The following is an 18,745-nucleotide window of genomic DNA, read 5'->3' on the forward strand; positions in this document are numbered from 1 at the left end:
TGGAAGGCTGGCAAGCCTTTTTTTGTTGAAACTTGTGTTGCAACGTTATGTACTTTTCCTTTGCAATTCTATGTACTTCTATTTTGCACTACACACCTGATTCAAATGCAATTGAATTTTGGACACCGTTAACGGGTGATGATGGTGCTTATATGGATCAACTTGTTAAAGAATACAATGAGACAGATCCAGAGTCTAAGGTGAAACATGTGATAACGTCAGATATGTATACAAAAATGTATACTGTTATGAATTCAGGTAAGGGTATACCTGATTTAGCTATCATACATGCTGATCGAGTTCCAAACTTCGTAAAGCAGGATCTATTAGAACCGATGACACAAGTTATGGAGTCTCAAGCTGAAATAAAAATGGAGAACTACTTATCAGAAGCATGGTCAGTAGGTAATATTGATAATGTTCAATATACTATTCCACTAGATATACATGGTAGTGCTATGTATTACAATAAAGATTTACTAGCAAAATATGGTGTAGAACACTTTTTGGATGATGATGTAGTTACTTTTGATGAAATCTTATCCCTAGAGGGTAAGCTAGAAGACGGAGATTACGTTGTCAATGATGCATTACTAAGCTGGGTAATCTTGGCGCAACTTCAAAATCTAGGTGGGGATGTTCAAGTCAATGGAAATCCAGCTGTTAATACACCTGAAATGAAGCAAGCGATTGAAGCAACAAAAGGGATAGCAGATGCTGGATTAATGACGCCTTATGGTGAGGATGGTTACTTAATGTTCCAATCTGGTAACGTATTATTTTCAACAGATGGGACATGGAGTTCTACTGGACATGCAACTGTAGATGGATTGGATTTTGGGGTAACAAATATTTATGCATTTGAACCTAATAAGTTTACTAACAGATCATCTTCACACTTATTCGCAATGTTGAAAAGTGAAAATAGAACCGATGAGAAAGAAACAGGCGTTGCAGATTTCTTAGAATTCATTCGAGAAAATTCGATTGAGTGGGCAAAAGCAGGTCAAATAGTAGCAAGTAAGGAAGTAAATGAAAGTCCTGAGTATAAGGACTATTTGCAGTCATTCTTCACTTCTAATGAAAAGGAGACTGAATCGTTATACATTTACACATATGAGCACTATCCTTATGTTGCGGAAGCTTTGGATACTTATATTTTAGACGTGGTTCACGGCGAAATAGATATTGACCAGGGATTAGAGGAGATGCAAAAATTTGTAACTGATAAAGTTTCTGAAGGTTCTTTAAATATAGAGAATGCGGAAAAAGAGTAAGAGTAAGAAAAGTAATGTGCCATAATTTATTTGGCACATTACTTTTTACATAAAAGTCTATTATTATGTATTTCTCAAATATAAAAGTAGACATTTGAGAAATACACATAAAAAAGTACTTTGAAAATAACACTTTACTAAGAAATAGCAATGTATTAAATCCTAGCAAGCTTAATCAGTAACAGAGGGAGGTAATATAGCGATGAACAAAAATAAACGATTAGCACCATTACTCTTTGTTGGTCCGCACCTACTATTATTCACTGTGTTTATCTTACTGCCATCAATTTATGGTATATATGTTTCATTTACAAAGTGGAATTTAATAAGCGATCCAGTATGGGTAGGGTTCGATAATTACAAAACAATACTCTTTAATAAAGATTCAACATTTCATGCCCAATTTTTTAATGGTATGAAAAACACACTTATTTTTGTAGGGGCTACAGTTCCCTTAATGATTATAGTTCCTCTATTCATTGCTGTTTCATTAGAACATAAAGATGTGAAAATGAAAAACCTTATTCAGTCAATTATATATTTACCAGGACTTATCTCCATTTCAGCAGGAGCTCTTATATGGTCATTAATTTTTAATAAACAGTTAGGTATAGTAGGTAACGTTTTTGGTTCAGAAACGGTTTGGGGATCTGCTCAGCCATATGCGTGGATAATTATTATTGTACTCACAATATGGGGCGGAATAGGTGGGAACATGATTATTTATCGCGCTTCCATAAATGGAGTTTCAAGAGATTTATATGAAGCGGCGGACATTGATGGGGCTAGACCCATACAAAAGTTCTTTAGTATCACTTTGCCATCTATTCGTTTTCCATTAATTTATACACTCGTTATGTCAACAGCCGGCGCATTTAATGTATTTGGACAGCCATTAATGATGACTGATGGAGGTCCTAAGCAAAGCACAACCGTTTTGATGATGTATATTCGTGATCTAGCTTTTAGCCACGGGGAATCGATTGCTGGAATGGCATCAGCAATGGCAGTATTGCTAGGGGTAGTTATTTTAGTTATTTCTGCTGCACAGTATTACTTAATGACCCGTAATGATTGATAAATTAATATTTAAGAAAGAAGGGTTGATTAAATGTTGAAAAAAATAAATATGTCAAAATATTTAGCGTATATTTTTTTAATCGTAATTTGTCTGATTTGGATTGTTCCAGTTATATTTGGAATATCAACTTCATTTCGCTCGCAATCAGAAGTCGTTTCTGTAGGATTTAAACTCTTACCTGTAAACTGGATAGTCGATAACTATGTTAAAATTTTGGAGAATACATCTTCAGCACCTATCTTGCGTTGGATATGGAATTCTATATTCATTGCAACGACACATACACTATTGGTAATTGTTGTGATCTCGATTACAGCATATGCTTATTCACGTATGAATTTTAAAGGAAGAGATGTATTATTTTTCACTTTACTTGGTATATCTTTCTTTCCGAATGTCGTGAATTTGATTCCTTCCTATAAGATTATAGATATACTGAATTGGGTTAATACACCTTGGGCAATGATTATACCTGGATTAGCAGGTATGGGAAATATATTTTTAGTCAGGCAGTTTATGAAAGGGATTCCAAGAGAGTTAGATGAATCTGCACGTGTTGACGGTGCAAGTGATTTTCAAATATACTATAGGGTAATAGTACCCTTGATTAAACCGGTATTGATCGTGTGTGGTTTGTTTTCTTTTATTGGTTCATGGAATGATTTTCTATGGCCAGTTATCGTCTTTACAGATGTGAGTAAAATGCCCGTTACAGCTGGTTTACTGTTGTTGCAAGATATTTATGGTAACTATCGTATGATTGGACAGTTAATGGGATCTGCAATACTAGCAATAATTCCAACAATGCTTCTATTTATATTTGCTCAAAAATACTTTGTTCAGTCGCTGGACTTAAGTGCGGGCATAAAGGGTTGAGTAAGAGTATTGTGAAGAGTTAACATTGTACTATATTATTATATTTGTAGTGTTTGAGAAGTGGGGTAATCAACATGAGGAGAAAGTTGGAAAGGAATCTGCTGTTAGTTGGATCAATATGGAACTTAATAACGTCACTTTTAACGATTTTTAGTTATAATACGTGGTTTCGTAAGGAAGGTACATACCAATTAGACAATGTGGACATGAATACAATGATAGTCGGAACACATTTGTTAGGTAATATATCCAAGGTTATCTTAACATTTGGCTTGTTTATGTTTGTTGGATCAATTATAAACTTTCTTATTGCTATAAAAATGAAGGATGACATTATTCAAAATAAAATACTCATCTGGATTGGCGTTTGGGGAATAGTTCAATTAATTTCTATGGATATTATTGGATTTGTAATATTCATGGTCGTTTTTATTATTTACTTATCAAAAAATAAGGCAATAAAGCTATCTGGGAGTGGAGCTAGTTAATACTAGTTATTATCACCTCTGTCGATTAACTAATTACTTGTAAAAAGTATAGGTTAGCAAAGGTTTGAAAATCTTCATTTTCACTGGATCATTTCCGGTTTACAGAGAGTAAAGCTTACTTATAGTGAAAATGGGGATTTTAGTATAAGAGGATTCAGCTACTCAAATTTTATCTTAAGCAGCTTCTCTCAAGATAGGAAGTTCTGTATTTCCGTGTCCCCATTTCTTTGGAGAGTGATGGATGAACGACTACCATGCGATTAATCGAAAAAATAACTAGGGATGCGGCGATGTCGCATCCCTATTCATAAAAATATCTCAGTAATGGTATAGAAGTTATTTAATCCAAAATAAACTGTACAGGGAGCGCCTAGTATTTGATTAATTATTCCGGTTGCTTTTTGTTAATCAACACCTGTGGGTTATTATTAACAAATCCTCAAGTAGAATCGGTTATTTTTGAGCCGACATTAGTTGTGTGAAATTACACAAAGAAGCTCAATACATAGGAATATATACTGAAGTGAAAGTGAATAGTATGATTATCGACTAGATGCCCTTAAAAGGCATTTTTTTTATACAATATTATAAAATTAGTCTTGACAATTCTCTAATAATTCCATAATATTGATATACGTACAACTTCTTTGAATTTAATCGTTATCACTGAACTTGTACGTCCGACTAGCGATAGTGCAGAGAGGCTATTTGGTTAATAATGATTGTCATGTAAGCGGTTAACGTTATTCTGAAGTGAAAAATGACTATATATATTGAATCAATGACTTGAAGGAATTCTTTATTTCAATTTATATAGTAAAGAGTAGGGGGAAGGATTACTATGGCAAAAGAAATGACTAAAGCAAGAATGATAGTCGATAAGGACTTTATCATATCTGAGATTGATCCACGGATCTATGGATCATTTATCGAGCACCTTGGCAGAGCGGTTTATGGAGGGATTTATGAACCGGGTCATTCATCTGCTGATGAGCATGGATTTAGACAAGATGTTATTAATCTAGTAAAAGAATTGCAAGTACCCATTGTGCGATATCCGGGTGGCAACATGGTTTCAGCATATAACTGGGAAGATGGTGTTGGCCCACTAGCAGATCGCCCTCATCGTTTGGAGCTAGCTTGGCGTGTGACTGAAACCAATGAAATGGGGACAAATGAATTTGTCACATGGGCCGAGAAAATTAATGCTGAAGTGATGATGGCTGTGAATCTTGGAACAAGAGGTGTAGATGCAGCTAGGAATCTATTAGAGTATTGCAATCATCCTAGTGGCACCTATTGGAGTGATTTACGAAGAAAGCATGGCTATGAAAATCCGCATAATATTAAAACATGGTGCTTAGGAAACGAAATGGATGGACCATGGCAACTGGGTCAAAAAACAGCTTATGAATATGGGCGTCTAGCTGCTGAAACAGCAAAAGCGATGCGGTTGGTAGATCCAAGTATCGAGTTGGTAAGCTGTGGAAGTTCGAGTTCTGCAATGCCTACTTTCCCTGAATGGGAAGCGACAACATTAGAGCATACGTATGAATTTGCTGATTATATTTCACTTCATCAATATTATGGTAATCGTGATGATGACACTGCAAACTACTTAGCGAACTCATTGGATATGGACAACTTTATCCATACTGTCATTGCTACTTGTGACTATATTAAAGCGAAGAAGCGTAGTAAAAAAACAATGATGTTAAGCTTTGACGAATGGAATGTATGGTTCCATTCCAACACGCAGGACACAAAGATTGAGCCATGGTCTGTTGCACCGGCTCAACTAGAGGACGTCTATACATTTGAAGATGCACTTCTTGTTGGAAGTATGTTGAATACGATGCTCAGGCACGCTGATCGGGTGAAAATTGCTTGCATGGCGCAACTTGTGAACGTTATTGCACCAATTATGACTGAGACAGGCGGTGGGGCATGGAAGCAGACCATTTTCTATCCTTACTACTATACATCTGTATACGGTAGAGGTGTGGCGCTCAACCCTATTGTTCATTCCCCTAAATATGATAGTAAAGATTTTACGGATGTTCCTTACTTGGATTCATCGATTGTCTACAATGAAGAAGGTGAAGAATTGGTGATATTTGCAACGAATCGCCATTTAGAAAATACATTACGAACAGATATTGATATCCGTTCTTTTGAAGGACTTGAAATCATTGAACACGTCGTATTGGAAAATGAGGATCCGAAAGCATTCAACACTTTAACGAATGAACAAGTTAAACCACATAAACAAGGTCAATCATTTATAGAAGCTGGACTGTTGGTTGGAATTTTACCAAAACTGTCATGGAATATGATTCGTTTACGAAAAACAAAAAAAGAATGAGGTGTCAGAATGGAAAACAATCAAGTCATTATTAATACAGATATCGAACAAGGAACGATTAATAAAAACATTTACGGGCATTTTGCTGAGCATCTGGGCAGAGGTATTTATGAAGGGATTTGGGTTGGTGAAGATTCCTCGATTCCTAATACAAATGGAATTCGAAACGATGTTGTTGAAGCGTTAAAAAATATCAGTATTCCAGTTATCAGATGGCCTGGAGGCTGCTTTGCTGATGAGTATCATTGGAAAGATGGTATTGGACCTCGAGAAGGGCGAAAACGGATGGTCAACACGCATTGGGGCGGACTTGTAGAAAATAATCATTTTGGAACACATGAATTTATGATGTTATGCGATATGTTGGGGACTGAACCTTATATTTGTGGCAATGTGGGGAGTGGAACTGTCCAAGAAATGTCGGAGTGGGTTGAATACATGACATTTGATGGTGAATCACCAATGGCCAATTGGAGACAGGAAAATGGACGCCAAGAGCCTTGGAAAGTGAAGTATTTTGGTGTTGGTAATGAAAACTGGGGCTGTGGTGGAAATATGCGCCCTGAATATTACGCCGACCTTTATCGTCGCTATCAAACTTTTGTACGAAATTATGGTGATAATAAGCTGTATAAAATTGCTGGTGGTGCCAATGTCGATGATTACAACTGGACAGAGGTGTTGATGCGCGAAGCAGGCCATATGATGGATGGTTTGAGCATTCACTATTACACAATTCCAGGTGATTTTTGGACAGGCAAAGGTTCTGCAACTGATTTTACTGAAGATGAGTGGACAATCACGATGCAAAGAGTACTGCATACGGAAGAGTTAATTAAAAAACATAGCATAATTATGGATAAATATGATCCTGATAAGCGAGTAGGAATGATTATTGATGAGTGGGGGACATGGTTTGATGCAGAGCCGGGCACGAATCCAGGTTTCCTTTATCAGCAGAATACAATTCGTGATGCCCTCGTTGCAGGTGTGTCATTAAATATCTTTAACAATCATTGTGATCGCGTACAAATGGCGAATATTGCACAAACGGTAAATGTCTTACAAGCAATGATTTTAACAGATGGCGCTAAAATGATTTTGACACCAACGTATCATGTGTTTGAAATGTATAAAGTGCATCAGGATGCTAAAAAGTTAGCTGTTGAAATGAATGTAGACTCGATTACAAGTGGAGGGGCTGTTATTCCTCAAGTAAGTGTGTCTGCATCTAAAGATAAGGATGGAAAGGTTCATATTAGTTTGTGTAATTTAGATAATCATGCTGATGCTACGATTACGCTGAACTTACGTGGCATTGTTGATCCAATTCATGTTACTGGTCGAATTTTAACATCAGAGCAGATGGATGCACGTAATACTTTTGAAGCGCCAAATACTGTTGAACCAACTGCGTTTACAGGATTTACAGTTGAAGGTCATAATCTACGTATTTCTTTACCTTCTAAATCAGTCATGATGCTAGCAATTGAATCATAAATCTTGAATAACTAAATGGTGGCAGTAAATGCCACCATTTTTTTAAAAAGGGGGACTAAAATATGGCTGATAATACAAAGTTATTAACTGGGTTATTCAAGCAATCTGAAGACAAGGGTAAAGAATACTTACTCTATTTGGATATCGATAGGCTACTAGCACCGTGTTATGAAGGTGTTTGCCAAACACCTAAAAAAAACCGATACGGAGGGTGGGAATCAACGGAAATTGCTGGCCATTCCGTTGGGCATTGGCTTTCTGCGGCAGCTGCTATGTATGCGGTTACAAAAGATGAAAATCTCAAGCAAAAGATTGACTATGCAATTGATGAACTGGAACATATCCAAAGATATGATGGAGATGGCTATATAAGTGGGTTTTCTCGCACCTGCTTTGATAACGTTTTTAGCGGAGACTTCCAAGTAGATAATTTTAGCTTAGGGGGTTCATGGGTTCCTTGGTACAGTATCCATAAGATTTATGCGGGTTTAATAGATGTCCATACATTTTTAGGGGACGTTAAAGCACTTGAAATTGTCGTGAAACTAGCAGATTGGGCAATGGGGGGGTTAGACAAACTTTCAGGTGAACAGTTTGAAAGAATGCTTATCTGTGAACACGGTGGTATGAATGAAGTAATGGCAGATCTTTATATCATTACGGGCAATCATGGCTATCTTGACCTTGCTAAACGTTTTTGTCATCAGGCAATACTTCAGCCCCTCTCTCAATCGATTGATGACCTTGAAGGCAAGCATGCCAATACGCAAATACCTAAAGTAATCGGTGCAGCGAAATTATTTGATATCACTGGTGATGTGAAATACCAAGAGATGGCTGTTTTCTTTTGGAATCAAGTCACGAATTACCGTTCCTATGTAATCGGTGGTAATAGCATCGGAGAGCATTTCGGACCAGGTGGTCAGGAACAACTCGGAGTTACATCAGCAGAGACTTGTAATACGCATAATATGTTGAAGCTGACTGAGTATTTATATGGCTGGTCACATGATTCAGTGTATATGGATTACTACGAAAGGGCACTTTACAATCATATTCTGGCATCACAAGATCCAGATTCAGGTATGACGACATACTTTGTATCGACCCAACCTGGACATTTTAAAGTATATTGTTCGCCAGAAGATTCATTCTGGTGTTGTACAGGTACTGGTATGGAAAATCCAGCACTTTATACAAGAAATATCTATTATCAAGAGCAAGATCAATTGTATGTGAATCTATTTATTGCTTCAGAATTAATAGTGGCAGAAAAACAACTAAAGATTAGCCAGAAAACTTCATTCCCAGAGACTAATCGTTCTACACTCGTTTTTAAAGAAGCTAATCACGTGAATCTAACAGTCCATATTCGTGTTCCTTATTGGGTTGTCGGAGCACTGACTGCAACTATCAATGGAACTAAAGTAGTTACGCATGCGAAGAATGGCTATTTAACAATTAATAGGGAATGGCAATCTGGGGATTGCATTGAAATAGAACTTCCAATGAATTTACATACATATGTCTCAAGTGACAATCCCCAAAAGCAAGCGATCATGTACGGACCTATTGTATTAGCAGGCGCATTAGGAAAAGAGCATTTCCCGGAAACAGATATACTTGAAGATCATATGAAGCTCGATAATCATCCTTTAATTGATGTTCCAGTCTTAGTGGCTGATACAGAAGTTTTAAATCACTGGATAAGACCAATTGAAAATTCAACATTACGATTTGAAACTTTAACAGTGGGTCAGCCAGGGAATCAGAAGATTACGCTTATCCCTTTTTACCAATTACATCATCAACGCTACACCATCTATTGGAACATTATGAACGAAGCAGCCTATCATAATTTCCATGATAGGGAGGAAGAAGAGCTTCGGAGAAAAAGAGACATTACCGTTGATTATGTCAATCCAAATGAGCAGCAGCCTGAATTTGAACATCATCTTTCATCAAGCAATTCAAATTCAGGTTATCTAAATATTGTTCATAAAGGGTGGAGAGATTGTCGCGATGAAGGATTTTTTAGTTATGAAATGGCTGTACAATCGACTAAACAAATGTATTTAGTGGTTACATACTTTGGCAGTGATTCAACTTTATATGTGGATGGACAAGCATATAATCGTGAATTTGACATTGTGGTGGAGGGTACAGTTATTGTGAATCAGAAACTGGAAGCCAAACATCCAGGTAAACTTTTTGATGTTTGTTATGAAATACCAAGAGTATTGATAAAAGAGAAAGAGCGGGTTGAGATAAAGTTTTCTTCCAAAATAGGTACAGTTACGGGTGGGATTTATGGAGTCCGGATCATTAATGAAAGAGTTTATTAAGAATTACTCACTTGAGGTGATTAAATGCTAATTATAAAAGATATTAATAAGTTAATCGAAGAAGTGAAAGCAGAAGAGATAACTGTCCCAGAAATTTTCATTGAACAGAAAGCATTATGGTTGATCCCAACATATTTAAGTTCGAAAAAACTTAAGAAAATAGTTCTTGTCGTCGATGGAAATACGCGTAAGGCGGCAGGGGATAAGTTGGGGAATTTGTTGGCCAAAGATGAATTTCAAATGACAATCATAGAGTTAAAACCAAATAAACATGAACAGGTTATTGCTGATGAACAAACGTTAATTAAATTATTTCTTGATATGCCAAATGATACAGATATTATTGTGGCTGTTGGTTCTGGAACAATTCATGATGTTGTACGCTTCATTAGTTATAAAATGGCTATCCCATTTATTTCGGTACCTACAGCCGCATCAGTTGATGGTTTTACATCTAAGGGAGCACCTTTAATAATTCAAGGATTTAAAAATACATTTCAAACAGCATCACCTATCGCTGTGTTTGCAGATATCGACGTACTTAAAGAAGCGCCACACGAGATGACTGCGGCTGGGTTTGGTGACATAATTGGAAAATATACATCTCTTCTTGATTGGAAGATTGCTAGTTTAATTGCGGATGAACCATACAACCAATTAGCAGCAGATCTGACAAAACAATCATTAGAAGCATGTGTAAATAATGTACAAGAAATAGCCAACAGAAGTGATTATGGGGTAACAATTCTAATGAAGTCATTGATAGTGTCAGGCTTGGTTATGCTGGTGTTAGACTATTCAAGACCAGCCTCTGGAAGCGAACATCATTTATCTCATTACTGGGAAATGGACTTATTGAAAAAAGATGCTAAACAATTATTACATGGGGCAAAGGTCGGTGTTGCTGTATCGATAATAGTTGATTTATATAAACAACTTATTATCAATTTAGATGTGAAAAGGCTTGGACATGATTCGAGTTATGTTAATGGTTTCATCGGAAATTGGGATCAAATAAAAGTAGCAATCAATGAACTGCCAAACTCAAATTATATAAGAAACCTACTCAAAACTGTTGGAGGAGCTACAATACCTAAAGAATTAAATATAGACGATAAGCTGGTTGCGGAGAGCTTAAATGAAGCATTTCATTTAAGAAATCGTTGTACAGGTTTATTTCTAATTAATCAATTTAAAAAAGAGGATATAAAATATCCGTTATAAAATATAGTGTATAAAAAAAGGGGCGTATAAATTAATGAACATTGTTAAGGTTGAAAATATCGAAGTGAAAACAAAGATAGGAAACAAACCAGATTTACCAAACTTAATAGCTGTTGAATTAAAAAATGGTACACATTTAAAGATGAATGTCTCTTGGAATACTCTCACACCAGAACAATACGGTGAAGTTGGGACTTATAATGTTGAAGGTGAAATTCAGCTGCAAGAATATCCAAACCCTTTAGTGGAGCAAAGAGCAGATCCATATATTCACAAACATACAGATGGTTACTACTATTTTACAGGGTCTTATCCTGAATATGATCGAATTGTATTAAGAAGAGCGAAGTCAATAAAGGATCTTTCGCACGCTGAAGAAACTGTCATATGGAGTAAACCTGAGAAAGGTATTATGTCCAAGCATATTTGGGCACCTGAACTGCATTTTATTGATGGTAAATGGTACGTTCACTATGCTGCTGGGGATATTGATGATGTCTGGGCAATTCGACCATATGTGTTGGAATGTAGTGCTGATAATCCTTTACAAGGTGAGTGGCTAGAAAAAGGACAAGTCAACACAGATTTTCAAAGTTTTTCTTTGGATGCGACAACATTTGAAAATAAGGGAAAGAGATACTTAGTTTGGGCACAAAAAGTAGATGGTGATACAGTATCTAACCTATACATCGCCGAAATGAGTAATCCATGGACAATCAAAGGTGGACAAACGGTATTATCGACACCAGATTTGGAGTGGGAACAGCAAGGGTTTTATGTTAATGAAGGCGCAGCTGTCATAAAACGGAATGGCAAAGTGTTTATCACGTATTCTGCTAGCGCGACGGATGATCGCTATGTTATGGGCTTATTAAGTGCTTCTGAAGACAGTGATTTAGTCAATCCTGCTTCGTGGACAAAATCAGTAGAGCCTATTTTTGCGACTAGTGAGAAGGCTGGGGAATACGGACCGGGTCATAATAGTTTTACAGTCGCAGAAGATGGAACAACAGATCTACTTGTTTATCATGCTCGTCCGTACAAGGAAATAGAAGGTAATTCGTTGTACGATCATAATCGTCATGCGCGTGTACAACAACTATTTTGGGATCAGCAAGGAAACCCTTATCTTGGTTCCCCAGGACAAATTATTGACATGTCTAAACAGAAAGCGATTGCTACAGTTACTGTTCAATAATTTGGGGAGGAGAAACAATATGAGAAGAAACTTTTTTCTTAAATATGTCATGTTTTCTTTAATAACTGCCCTCCTCATACCTTCCTCTGCATTTGCAGAAGGAACTGAAGTTGAAATACCTACATTTACTGAAGCATCTATCCATGATCCTTCAGTCATCAAAGTAGATGATATGTATTATGTATTCGGCTCTCACTTAGGAGTGGCCAAAACAAAGGATTTTATGAACTGGACCACTGTTGCGGCAGGTGTGAATCCAAATAATCCATTGTTTGATAATGTCGTAGAAGAACTAAAAAAAACATTAGAATGGGCAGAAACCGATACGTTATGGGCGCCAGATGTGATTGAATTGAACGGTAAGTTTTACATGTATTACAATGCGTGTGAAGGCAGTTCGCCACGCTCAGCAATGGGAGTGGCTGTAGCGGACCATATCGAGGGCCCATATAAAGACGAAGGTATTTTCCTGAAATCGGGCATGTGGAATCAAGCTAGTGAAGATGGAAAAATATATAATGCGACAATTCACCCAAATGCTGTTGACCCACATGCATTCTTGGATGAGGATGGTAAGCTTTGGATGGTTTATGGGTCATACTCTGGTGGTATTTTCATTTTACAAATGGATGCTACAACAGGACTTCCACTCGAAGGTCAAGGATATGGTACCAAGTTAATGGGGGGGAACCATAGTCGAATGGAAGGCCCCTATATTCAATATGTCCCAGAGACAGGCTACTACTATTTATATATAACATTCGGTGGTCTTGGTGCAGATGGCGGCTATAATATGCGCGTTGTTCGCTCGGAGAATCCTGATGGACCATATGTTGATGCAGAAGGTAATGATATGACTACTGTTCGCGGTGCCGATGGAACTTTTTTCGATGACAAAGCGATTGAGCCTTATGGTGTGAAATTGATGGGGAATTACTTATTTGAGAATATGACGAGTAATTCGACTGTAAGCACGGGAATAGGTTATGTATCTCCAGGACATAACTCAGTGTTTTATGATGAAGAGACAGGCAGGCAATTATTATTATTTCATAGTCGATTTCCACAAAGAGGGGAGCAACATGAGATTCGGGTTCATCAACTGTTTATGAATGATGATGGATGGCCGGTTGTAGTACCTTATCGATATGCTGGGGAAGAATTAGCGAAGATTTCTTCTGAGGGTGTTAGTGGAGACTATCAATTTATTAATCATGGTAAAGAAATTACTGAGAAAATCAAGAAGTCCGTTATGATTACATTGCTCGCTGATGGCACTATTACTGGGGAAGTCAATGGAACATGGACAGTTGAAGGAGATAACAAAGCGAATCTGGTCATTAATGATTATTCTTATCAGGGTTTTTTCCTGAAACAATGGGATCCGATATCCAAAAGTGATGTGATGACATTTACAGCTGTATCGGAACAAGGAATGACTATTTGGGGGAGTCAACTAGAAGAAATGTCAGATGAAGACGCTGTGACATACGTGAAAAATACATTGAAACTTGGCAATACGATGGCCGTTATTACCGATGTATCACTTCCCACGGTCAGTACTTTTGATACGGAAATTTCATGGAAGTCATCGGATTCCTCGATTGTTTCTGAACAGGGGGCTGTCAAGAGACCTTACTCAGAACAAGATACTACAATTACGTTAACAGCTACTATCAGTAAAAATGAGACTATGGCTACAAAGAGTTTTAAATTGGTTGTATTACCGGCAGAAGAGGCTAAAGTTGAAGGAGAAGGATATGCAGAAGTGGAGGCAGTCGATCAAACAACAAATCTGGTGGTATGGATTGGCTTAGTGTTGCTGTCACTGGGTTTAGTTACTATTTTTGTCATCAGAAGAAAACGAAATAATTACAGAAGGGGAATTTACGTAAAATAGCCAAAATCACATACGTAGCGATTATCTACCTAAATTCAAGCGGTTTACAGTATTTGTGTTGTAAATAAAGATAAAGGATGAGGGAAGTGGCGTGTAAAGGTTGCTCACAATCAGTCATTGTTTCGGACGATAAAATCAAACAACTTGTCAAGGAACAACTTCAATACGAAATTGATATCGTTGAGGATGAACTCTATAACAACAGGTTAAAAATATGTAAAACCTGCCCCTCGCTTGTTTACGATACAACTTGTGGTTACTGCGGCTGTTTTGTACAATTCAGGGCTAAGTTAATGTACAAGCATTGCCCTCACCCAGATGGTCCAAAGTGGTAATACATTCATATGAATTTGTTGAACATATGATTACGAGTATAAACAGAGCGTAGGCGATTTAAAAAGGCTTCTTTATTTCACTCTATGTAGAAGAGAGTTGTTATTATGTCATTTAAAATAGCTTTTATTGGTGCTGGAAGTATTGGATTTACAAGATCATTGCTGCGAGATCTATTAGCAGTTCCAAAATTTAAAGATATTAAGGTAGCATTTACAGATATTAATGCTAACAATCTAGAGATGGTAACACAGTTATGTCAACGTGATATCAACGAGAATGGATTATCTATTTCGATTCAAGCAACGACTGATCGGAAAATGGCGTTAAAAGGGGCTAAATACATTTTTAATGTTGTACGTATCGGTGGACTGGAAGCATTTAAAACAGATATTGAAATTCCGCTAAAATATGGAATCGATCAATGTGTGGGGGATACATTAAGTGCTGGTGGCATTATGTATGGCCAACGGGGTATCGCAGAGATGCTGGCGATTTGTAAAGATATAAGGGAAGTTGCAGCAGAGGAATGTTTGCTGCTTAACTATGCAAATCCAATGGCCATGATCACATGGGCTTGCAATCAATACGGTGGGGTAAAAACGATTGGATTATGTCATGGTGTTCAACATGGCCATCAACAAATTGCTGATGTATTTAATTTAGACAAACAAGAAGTTGATATTATTTGTGCGGGCATTAATCATCAAACCTGGTACATCCAAGTGAAGCATAATGGCGTTGACTTAACCAATAAAGTACTAGAAGCTTTTGAAAAACATCAGGAGTTTCCAAAAACGGAAAAAGTACGGATTGATATGCTAAAAAGATTTGGCTACTATAGTACAGAATCCAATGGTCATCTAAGTGAATATGTTCCTTGGTATAGAAAAAATCCGGATGAAATACTTGATTGGATCGATCTTGGTGTATGGATTAACGGTGAAACAGGAGGTTATTTACGTGTGTGTACAGAAGGGCGAAATTGGTTTGATATTGATTTTCCAAACTGGATGAAAGAACCTGCAATGGAATATAAACAAAGAAATAGAAGTGAAGAGCATGGATCTTATATTATAGAAGGGTTAGAGACTGGAAGGGTCTATAGAGGACATTTTAATGTCATCAATAAGGGTATTATTGCTAATTTACCTGCAGACTCTATTATTGAAGCACCTGGATATGTAGATCATAATGGAATTAACATGCCTGTTGTTGGGGATTTACCTCTTGGTTGCGCAGCCGTCTGTAATGTTAGTATTTCGGTGCAAAGACTAGCTATCGAAGCGGCTGTCCATGGTGATGATATGTTGCTACGACAGGCTATGATGATGGACTCACTTGTAGGAGCTGTTTGTAATCCAAATGAGATTTGGCAAATGGTAGATGAAATGTTAGTAGCGCAAAGTGAGTGGTTGCCACAATATAAGGAAGCAGTGAAAGAAGCGGCATATAGACTAGAAAATAATGAATTGGTCCCAACCAAAGATTATAAAGGTGCAGCACGTCTCCATGTGAAAACGGTGGAAGAAATGGCTCTTGATCGGGATGAGGCAAATATAAATGCTGGAGAAGCTGATAAAGCTAAAGTACGGCCAGCTAGTAAGTGATATATCAACCTTTAATAAATAGTAAATACTTTCACAATGGTACTGAAATGGGAACTTTGATTTAGTAGATATGAAGTTGTTAGAACTAATGAGCAAGATTTTTTTGCCATTGGGGATAGCAACTTTTTTGAAGTCAATGACTCGATAGATATTCCTTTTGAATAAATTCCTAGCAGACTAAAGGATTAGATAAATACGGAATTAATTGATTGGCAATTCTGGGTATATATTCTGTGATTTGTTGTAAGCTCTCGTATTAGTCTTTAGACAAAATCTGAAACGTTTTCGCGAAGTGTTGAAAGTGCTTTCATCAAAGGTGGATTCAGCAGCCAAAATTTCATCTTTGGCTGCTTCTTGCTAGATAGAAAAGTGGTGATTCCCTCGTTCCCTGGAGCTTTATCACTTAGTGTACCTGTAACAGCGGAGAGCGGCGGACGAAAGACCACCATACGATTATCGAAAAAAACTGTGTAGTGATGCGACAAAGTTTCATCACTACACAGTGAGAAATCCCGATAATGGTGTATTAGCTATTCAGTTCAAAGCGATTTAACCGTACCAGTACATAGAGTGCCTGGTTTTTCATCACAAGAGTAAGTAGTAATTTATTGGTTAATTTTGGTTAAGCAACACATGTGTTGCGACGTAATAGTTTGTATACTTTTATATTGTGTTTACTCAACCGCAAAAAGACATGTGATTCCTATTGGAACACATGTCTTTTTGGCTAATATTTTCTTCGTTCCAGTTTAAATACAGGAATCTTTATATCCTTTCTTTATAAATAAAGTAATCGAAATCAGCATGTCGATTCTGACCTGATGTATCTTGACACTGCATACCGACAAATGCACCAGTAAAGAAGCCTCCACCTTTGATATAGTCATCAGAAAGCTTATGTGATGCAAGTTTGACAGGTATAACAGTCCAATTCACTCCGTCAAAGGAATAAGAATACTCGTAAAAATTGGTTTTTACATCAACTCTGAGGTGAACATATTCTATAGTATCTGGAATGACGATTTCTTTACCTTGAAGCGGTTGAGCAAATATAAAGTTATCGTAAGTGCTGAGTTCAAGGATTCTACCTTTCTCTTCGTGCCAGGAAATCTGAAGTGCTGTCCAGTTTTCTGTATTATAATAGTTGACTAGTCCTGCAGATTGCTGGAAAGAGTTTGGAGTGAAGTTCACTTTCGTTTCTGCAGTAAAGTTAAAATGTTGCCAACGTCTAGCTATAAAAGCCTGAGTGAACTTTGAAGTCAAGGATTCTTTTCCATATAGTCGCAGATGGCCAGGATTGTCTTTTAGTGAAACAATATCTTCGCCTAATGGGATACGCAGTGATTGAAAATGATTATTTAATTCATCAATATCAAAGTCATCTTTCTCATCATAATCATTCTTCCATTTTACTTCTACGATATCAGGTCCTTCAATTTCAAGGGACGGTCCGTTACCGCCAACCACATATGGCCAATCATTTTCCCATTCCATTCTTTGAATGGCAGTTTCCCGTCCAAGTGGGCAATATCCTCGATCATCCAACAATGGTTGGTTTTCTCTTGGTAAGGGCCTTCCTGTTAAGTGTACTAAAAACCATTCATCTGTATGTGTATGAACAATTGAAGCATGTCCAGACTTTTGAAGTGGATTTCTAGGATATGGCCATGATGTAATCAATGGATTCTCGGGATGTACTTCATATGGTCCCCAAAGATTTTTTGATCGTGCGATCGTGGCAGCATGATCGTATTTTGTACCACCCTCTGCTGTTAATAAGTAGTAATAATCATTGATTTTATATATATGAGGGGCTTCAACTAATTTGATATCTGTCCCTTTAAAAATTATTTTAGATTCTCCAACTAGTTTTTGTTCCTCGACGTTATATTCTTGAAGAACTATACCATAAAAATTATGATGATCGATACGATGATCCCAGTACATGTTCGCTAGATACTTTCTACCGTCTTCGTCGTGATACAATGATGGATCGAAGCCGGAACTGTTTAAGTAAGTACGCTCAGACCATTCTCCATCAATAGTTTCACTGGTTACAAGGTAATTGTGGCAATCTTTCCATTGTCCTTCTGTTACCTTCACATCCGTATAGATTAGCCAAAACTTACCGTCACTATGTGAGAGTTGGGGGGCCCATACACCCCCTGAATTAGGATTTCCCATCATATTTAATTGGCTTAATCGATTAAGGGGCCTTGAAACTAATCTCCAATTATTTAAATCCTTGGAATGATATATACCCACTCCAGGGAACCACTCAAAGGTAGAAACGGCAATATAATAATCTTCTCCTACGCGGCAAATGCTTGGATCTGGGTTGAATCCAGGTAAAATTGGATTTCGAATGATTGTCATTTTAATTCACCCTTTACATAATTTTTATCTTTCACCAAATCTGAGCACCCTGAAAAATAGTGAATGCATGTAAGTGCTTACAAAATGGAGAAAGGTTAAATACAATTATAAAAATACTAATTAATGACCTATTGTTTATCAATAATCCGACAGTTATTGGCAGGGGAGTAAT

The 18,745-nt window shown here is 37.1% G+C and carries 13 protein-coding genes; 12 read left to right on the plus strand and 1 reads right to left on the minus strand.

Annotation, left to right across the window (positions count from 1 at the left end):
- The first annotated feature begins 47 nt into the window (after positions 1-47).
- The 12 genes from H7992_RS11545 (at position 48) to H7992_RS11595 (ending at position 16,197) form a co-directional block, all read left to right on the plus strand.
- Entirely contained in the window at positions 48-1,277 is a 1,230-nt protein-coding gene (locus tag H7992_RS11545; RefSeq protein WP_187047644.1) for an extracellular solute-binding protein, read from the plus strand.
- 202 nt (positions 1,278-1,479) lie between these two features.
- Complete coding sequence (locus H7992_RS11550) at positions 1,480-2,355, plus strand: carbohydrate ABC transporter permease (protein ID WP_187047645.1); 876 nt, start codon at positions 1,480-1,482, stop codon at positions 2,353-2,355.
- A 33-nt stretch (positions 2,356-2,388) separates the two neighbouring features.
- The gene (locus H7992_RS11555) at positions 2,389-3,234 is read left to right on the plus strand and encodes a carbohydrate ABC transporter permease (RefSeq protein ID WP_187047646.1); all 846 of its coding nucleotides are present in this window, start codon (positions 2,389-2,391) and stop codon (positions 3,232-3,234) included.
- A 74-nt stretch (positions 3,235-3,308) separates the two neighbouring features.
- Positions 3,309-3,722 carry a hypothetical protein gene (locus H7992_RS11560; RefSeq protein ID WP_187047647.1) on the plus strand — a complete coding sequence of 138 codons (414 nt, stop codon included), beginning with the start codon at positions 3,309-3,311 and terminating at the stop codon, positions 3,720-3,722.
- 841 nt (positions 3,723-4,563) lie between these two features.
- Positions 4,564-6,087 carry an arabinosylfuranosidase ArfA gene (locus H7992_RS11565; protein WP_187047648.1) on the plus strand — a complete coding sequence of 508 codons (1,524 nt, stop codon included), beginning with the start codon at positions 4,564-4,566 and terminating at the stop codon, positions 6,085-6,087.
- A 9-nt stretch (positions 6,088-6,096) separates the two neighbouring features.
- The gene (locus H7992_RS11570; protein WP_187047649.1) at positions 6,097-7,587 is read left to right on the plus strand and encodes an alpha-N-arabinofuranosidase; all 1,491 of its coding nucleotides are present in this window, start codon (positions 6,097-6,099) and stop codon (positions 7,585-7,587) included.
- A gap of 62 nt (positions 7,588-7,649) precedes the next feature.
- Complete coding sequence (locus H7992_RS11575; protein ID WP_187047650.1) at positions 7,650-9,932, plus strand: glycoside hydrolase family 127 protein; 2,283 nt, start codon at positions 7,650-7,652, stop codon at positions 9,930-9,932.
- A 24-nt stretch (positions 9,933-9,956) separates the two neighbouring features.
- The gene (locus H7992_RS11580) at positions 9,957-11,156 is read left to right on the plus strand and encodes a sn-glycerol-1-phosphate dehydrogenase (RefSeq protein ID WP_187047651.1); all 1,200 of its coding nucleotides are present in this window, start codon (positions 9,957-9,959) and stop codon (positions 11,154-11,156) included.
- Positions 11,157-11,190: 34 nt separating this feature from the next.
- Positions 11,191-12,354, plus strand: a complete 1,164-nt coding sequence (locus H7992_RS11585; protein WP_187047652.1) for a family 43 glycosylhydrolase — start codon at positions 11,191-11,193, stop codon at positions 12,352-12,354.
- A gap of 19 nt (positions 12,355-12,373) precedes the next feature.
- Positions 12,374-14,254: an arabinan endo-1,5-alpha-L-arabinosidase AbnB gene (locus tag H7992_RS11590; protein WP_187047653.1), complete on the plus strand. Its 1,881-nt coding sequence runs from the start codon at positions 12,374-12,376 to the stop codon at positions 14,252-14,254.
- Between the two features lie 77 nt (positions 14,255-14,331).
- Positions 14,332-14,589, plus strand: coding sequence for a DUF6171 family protein (locus H7992_RS24505; RefSeq protein WP_222618015.1), 258 nt, complete (start codon positions 14,332-14,334; stop codon positions 14,587-14,589).
- A gap of 105 nt (positions 14,590-14,694) precedes the next feature.
- A complete protein-coding gene (locus H7992_RS11595) occupies positions 14,695-16,197 on the plus strand; it encodes an alpha-glucosidase/alpha-galactosidase (protein ID WP_187047654.1) in 1,503 nt (500 codons plus the stop codon).
- Positions 16,198-16,962: 765 nt separating this feature from the next.
- On the opposite strand, the gene H7992_RS11600 is transcribed toward H7992_RS11595, so the two are convergent.
- Complete coding sequence (locus H7992_RS11600) at positions 16,963-18,573, minus strand: glycoside hydrolase family 43 protein (protein WP_187047655.1); 1,611 nt, start codon at positions 18,571-18,573, stop codon at positions 16,963-16,965.
- Positions 18,574-18,745 lie beyond the last annotated feature (172 nt).

It is taken from the genome of Sporosarcina sp. resist (genome assembly GCF_014302295.1).
In the GTDB taxonomy this organism is placed as follows: domain Bacteria; phylum Bacillota; class Bacilli; order Bacillales_A; family Planococcaceae; genus Sporosarcina; species Sporosarcina psychrophila.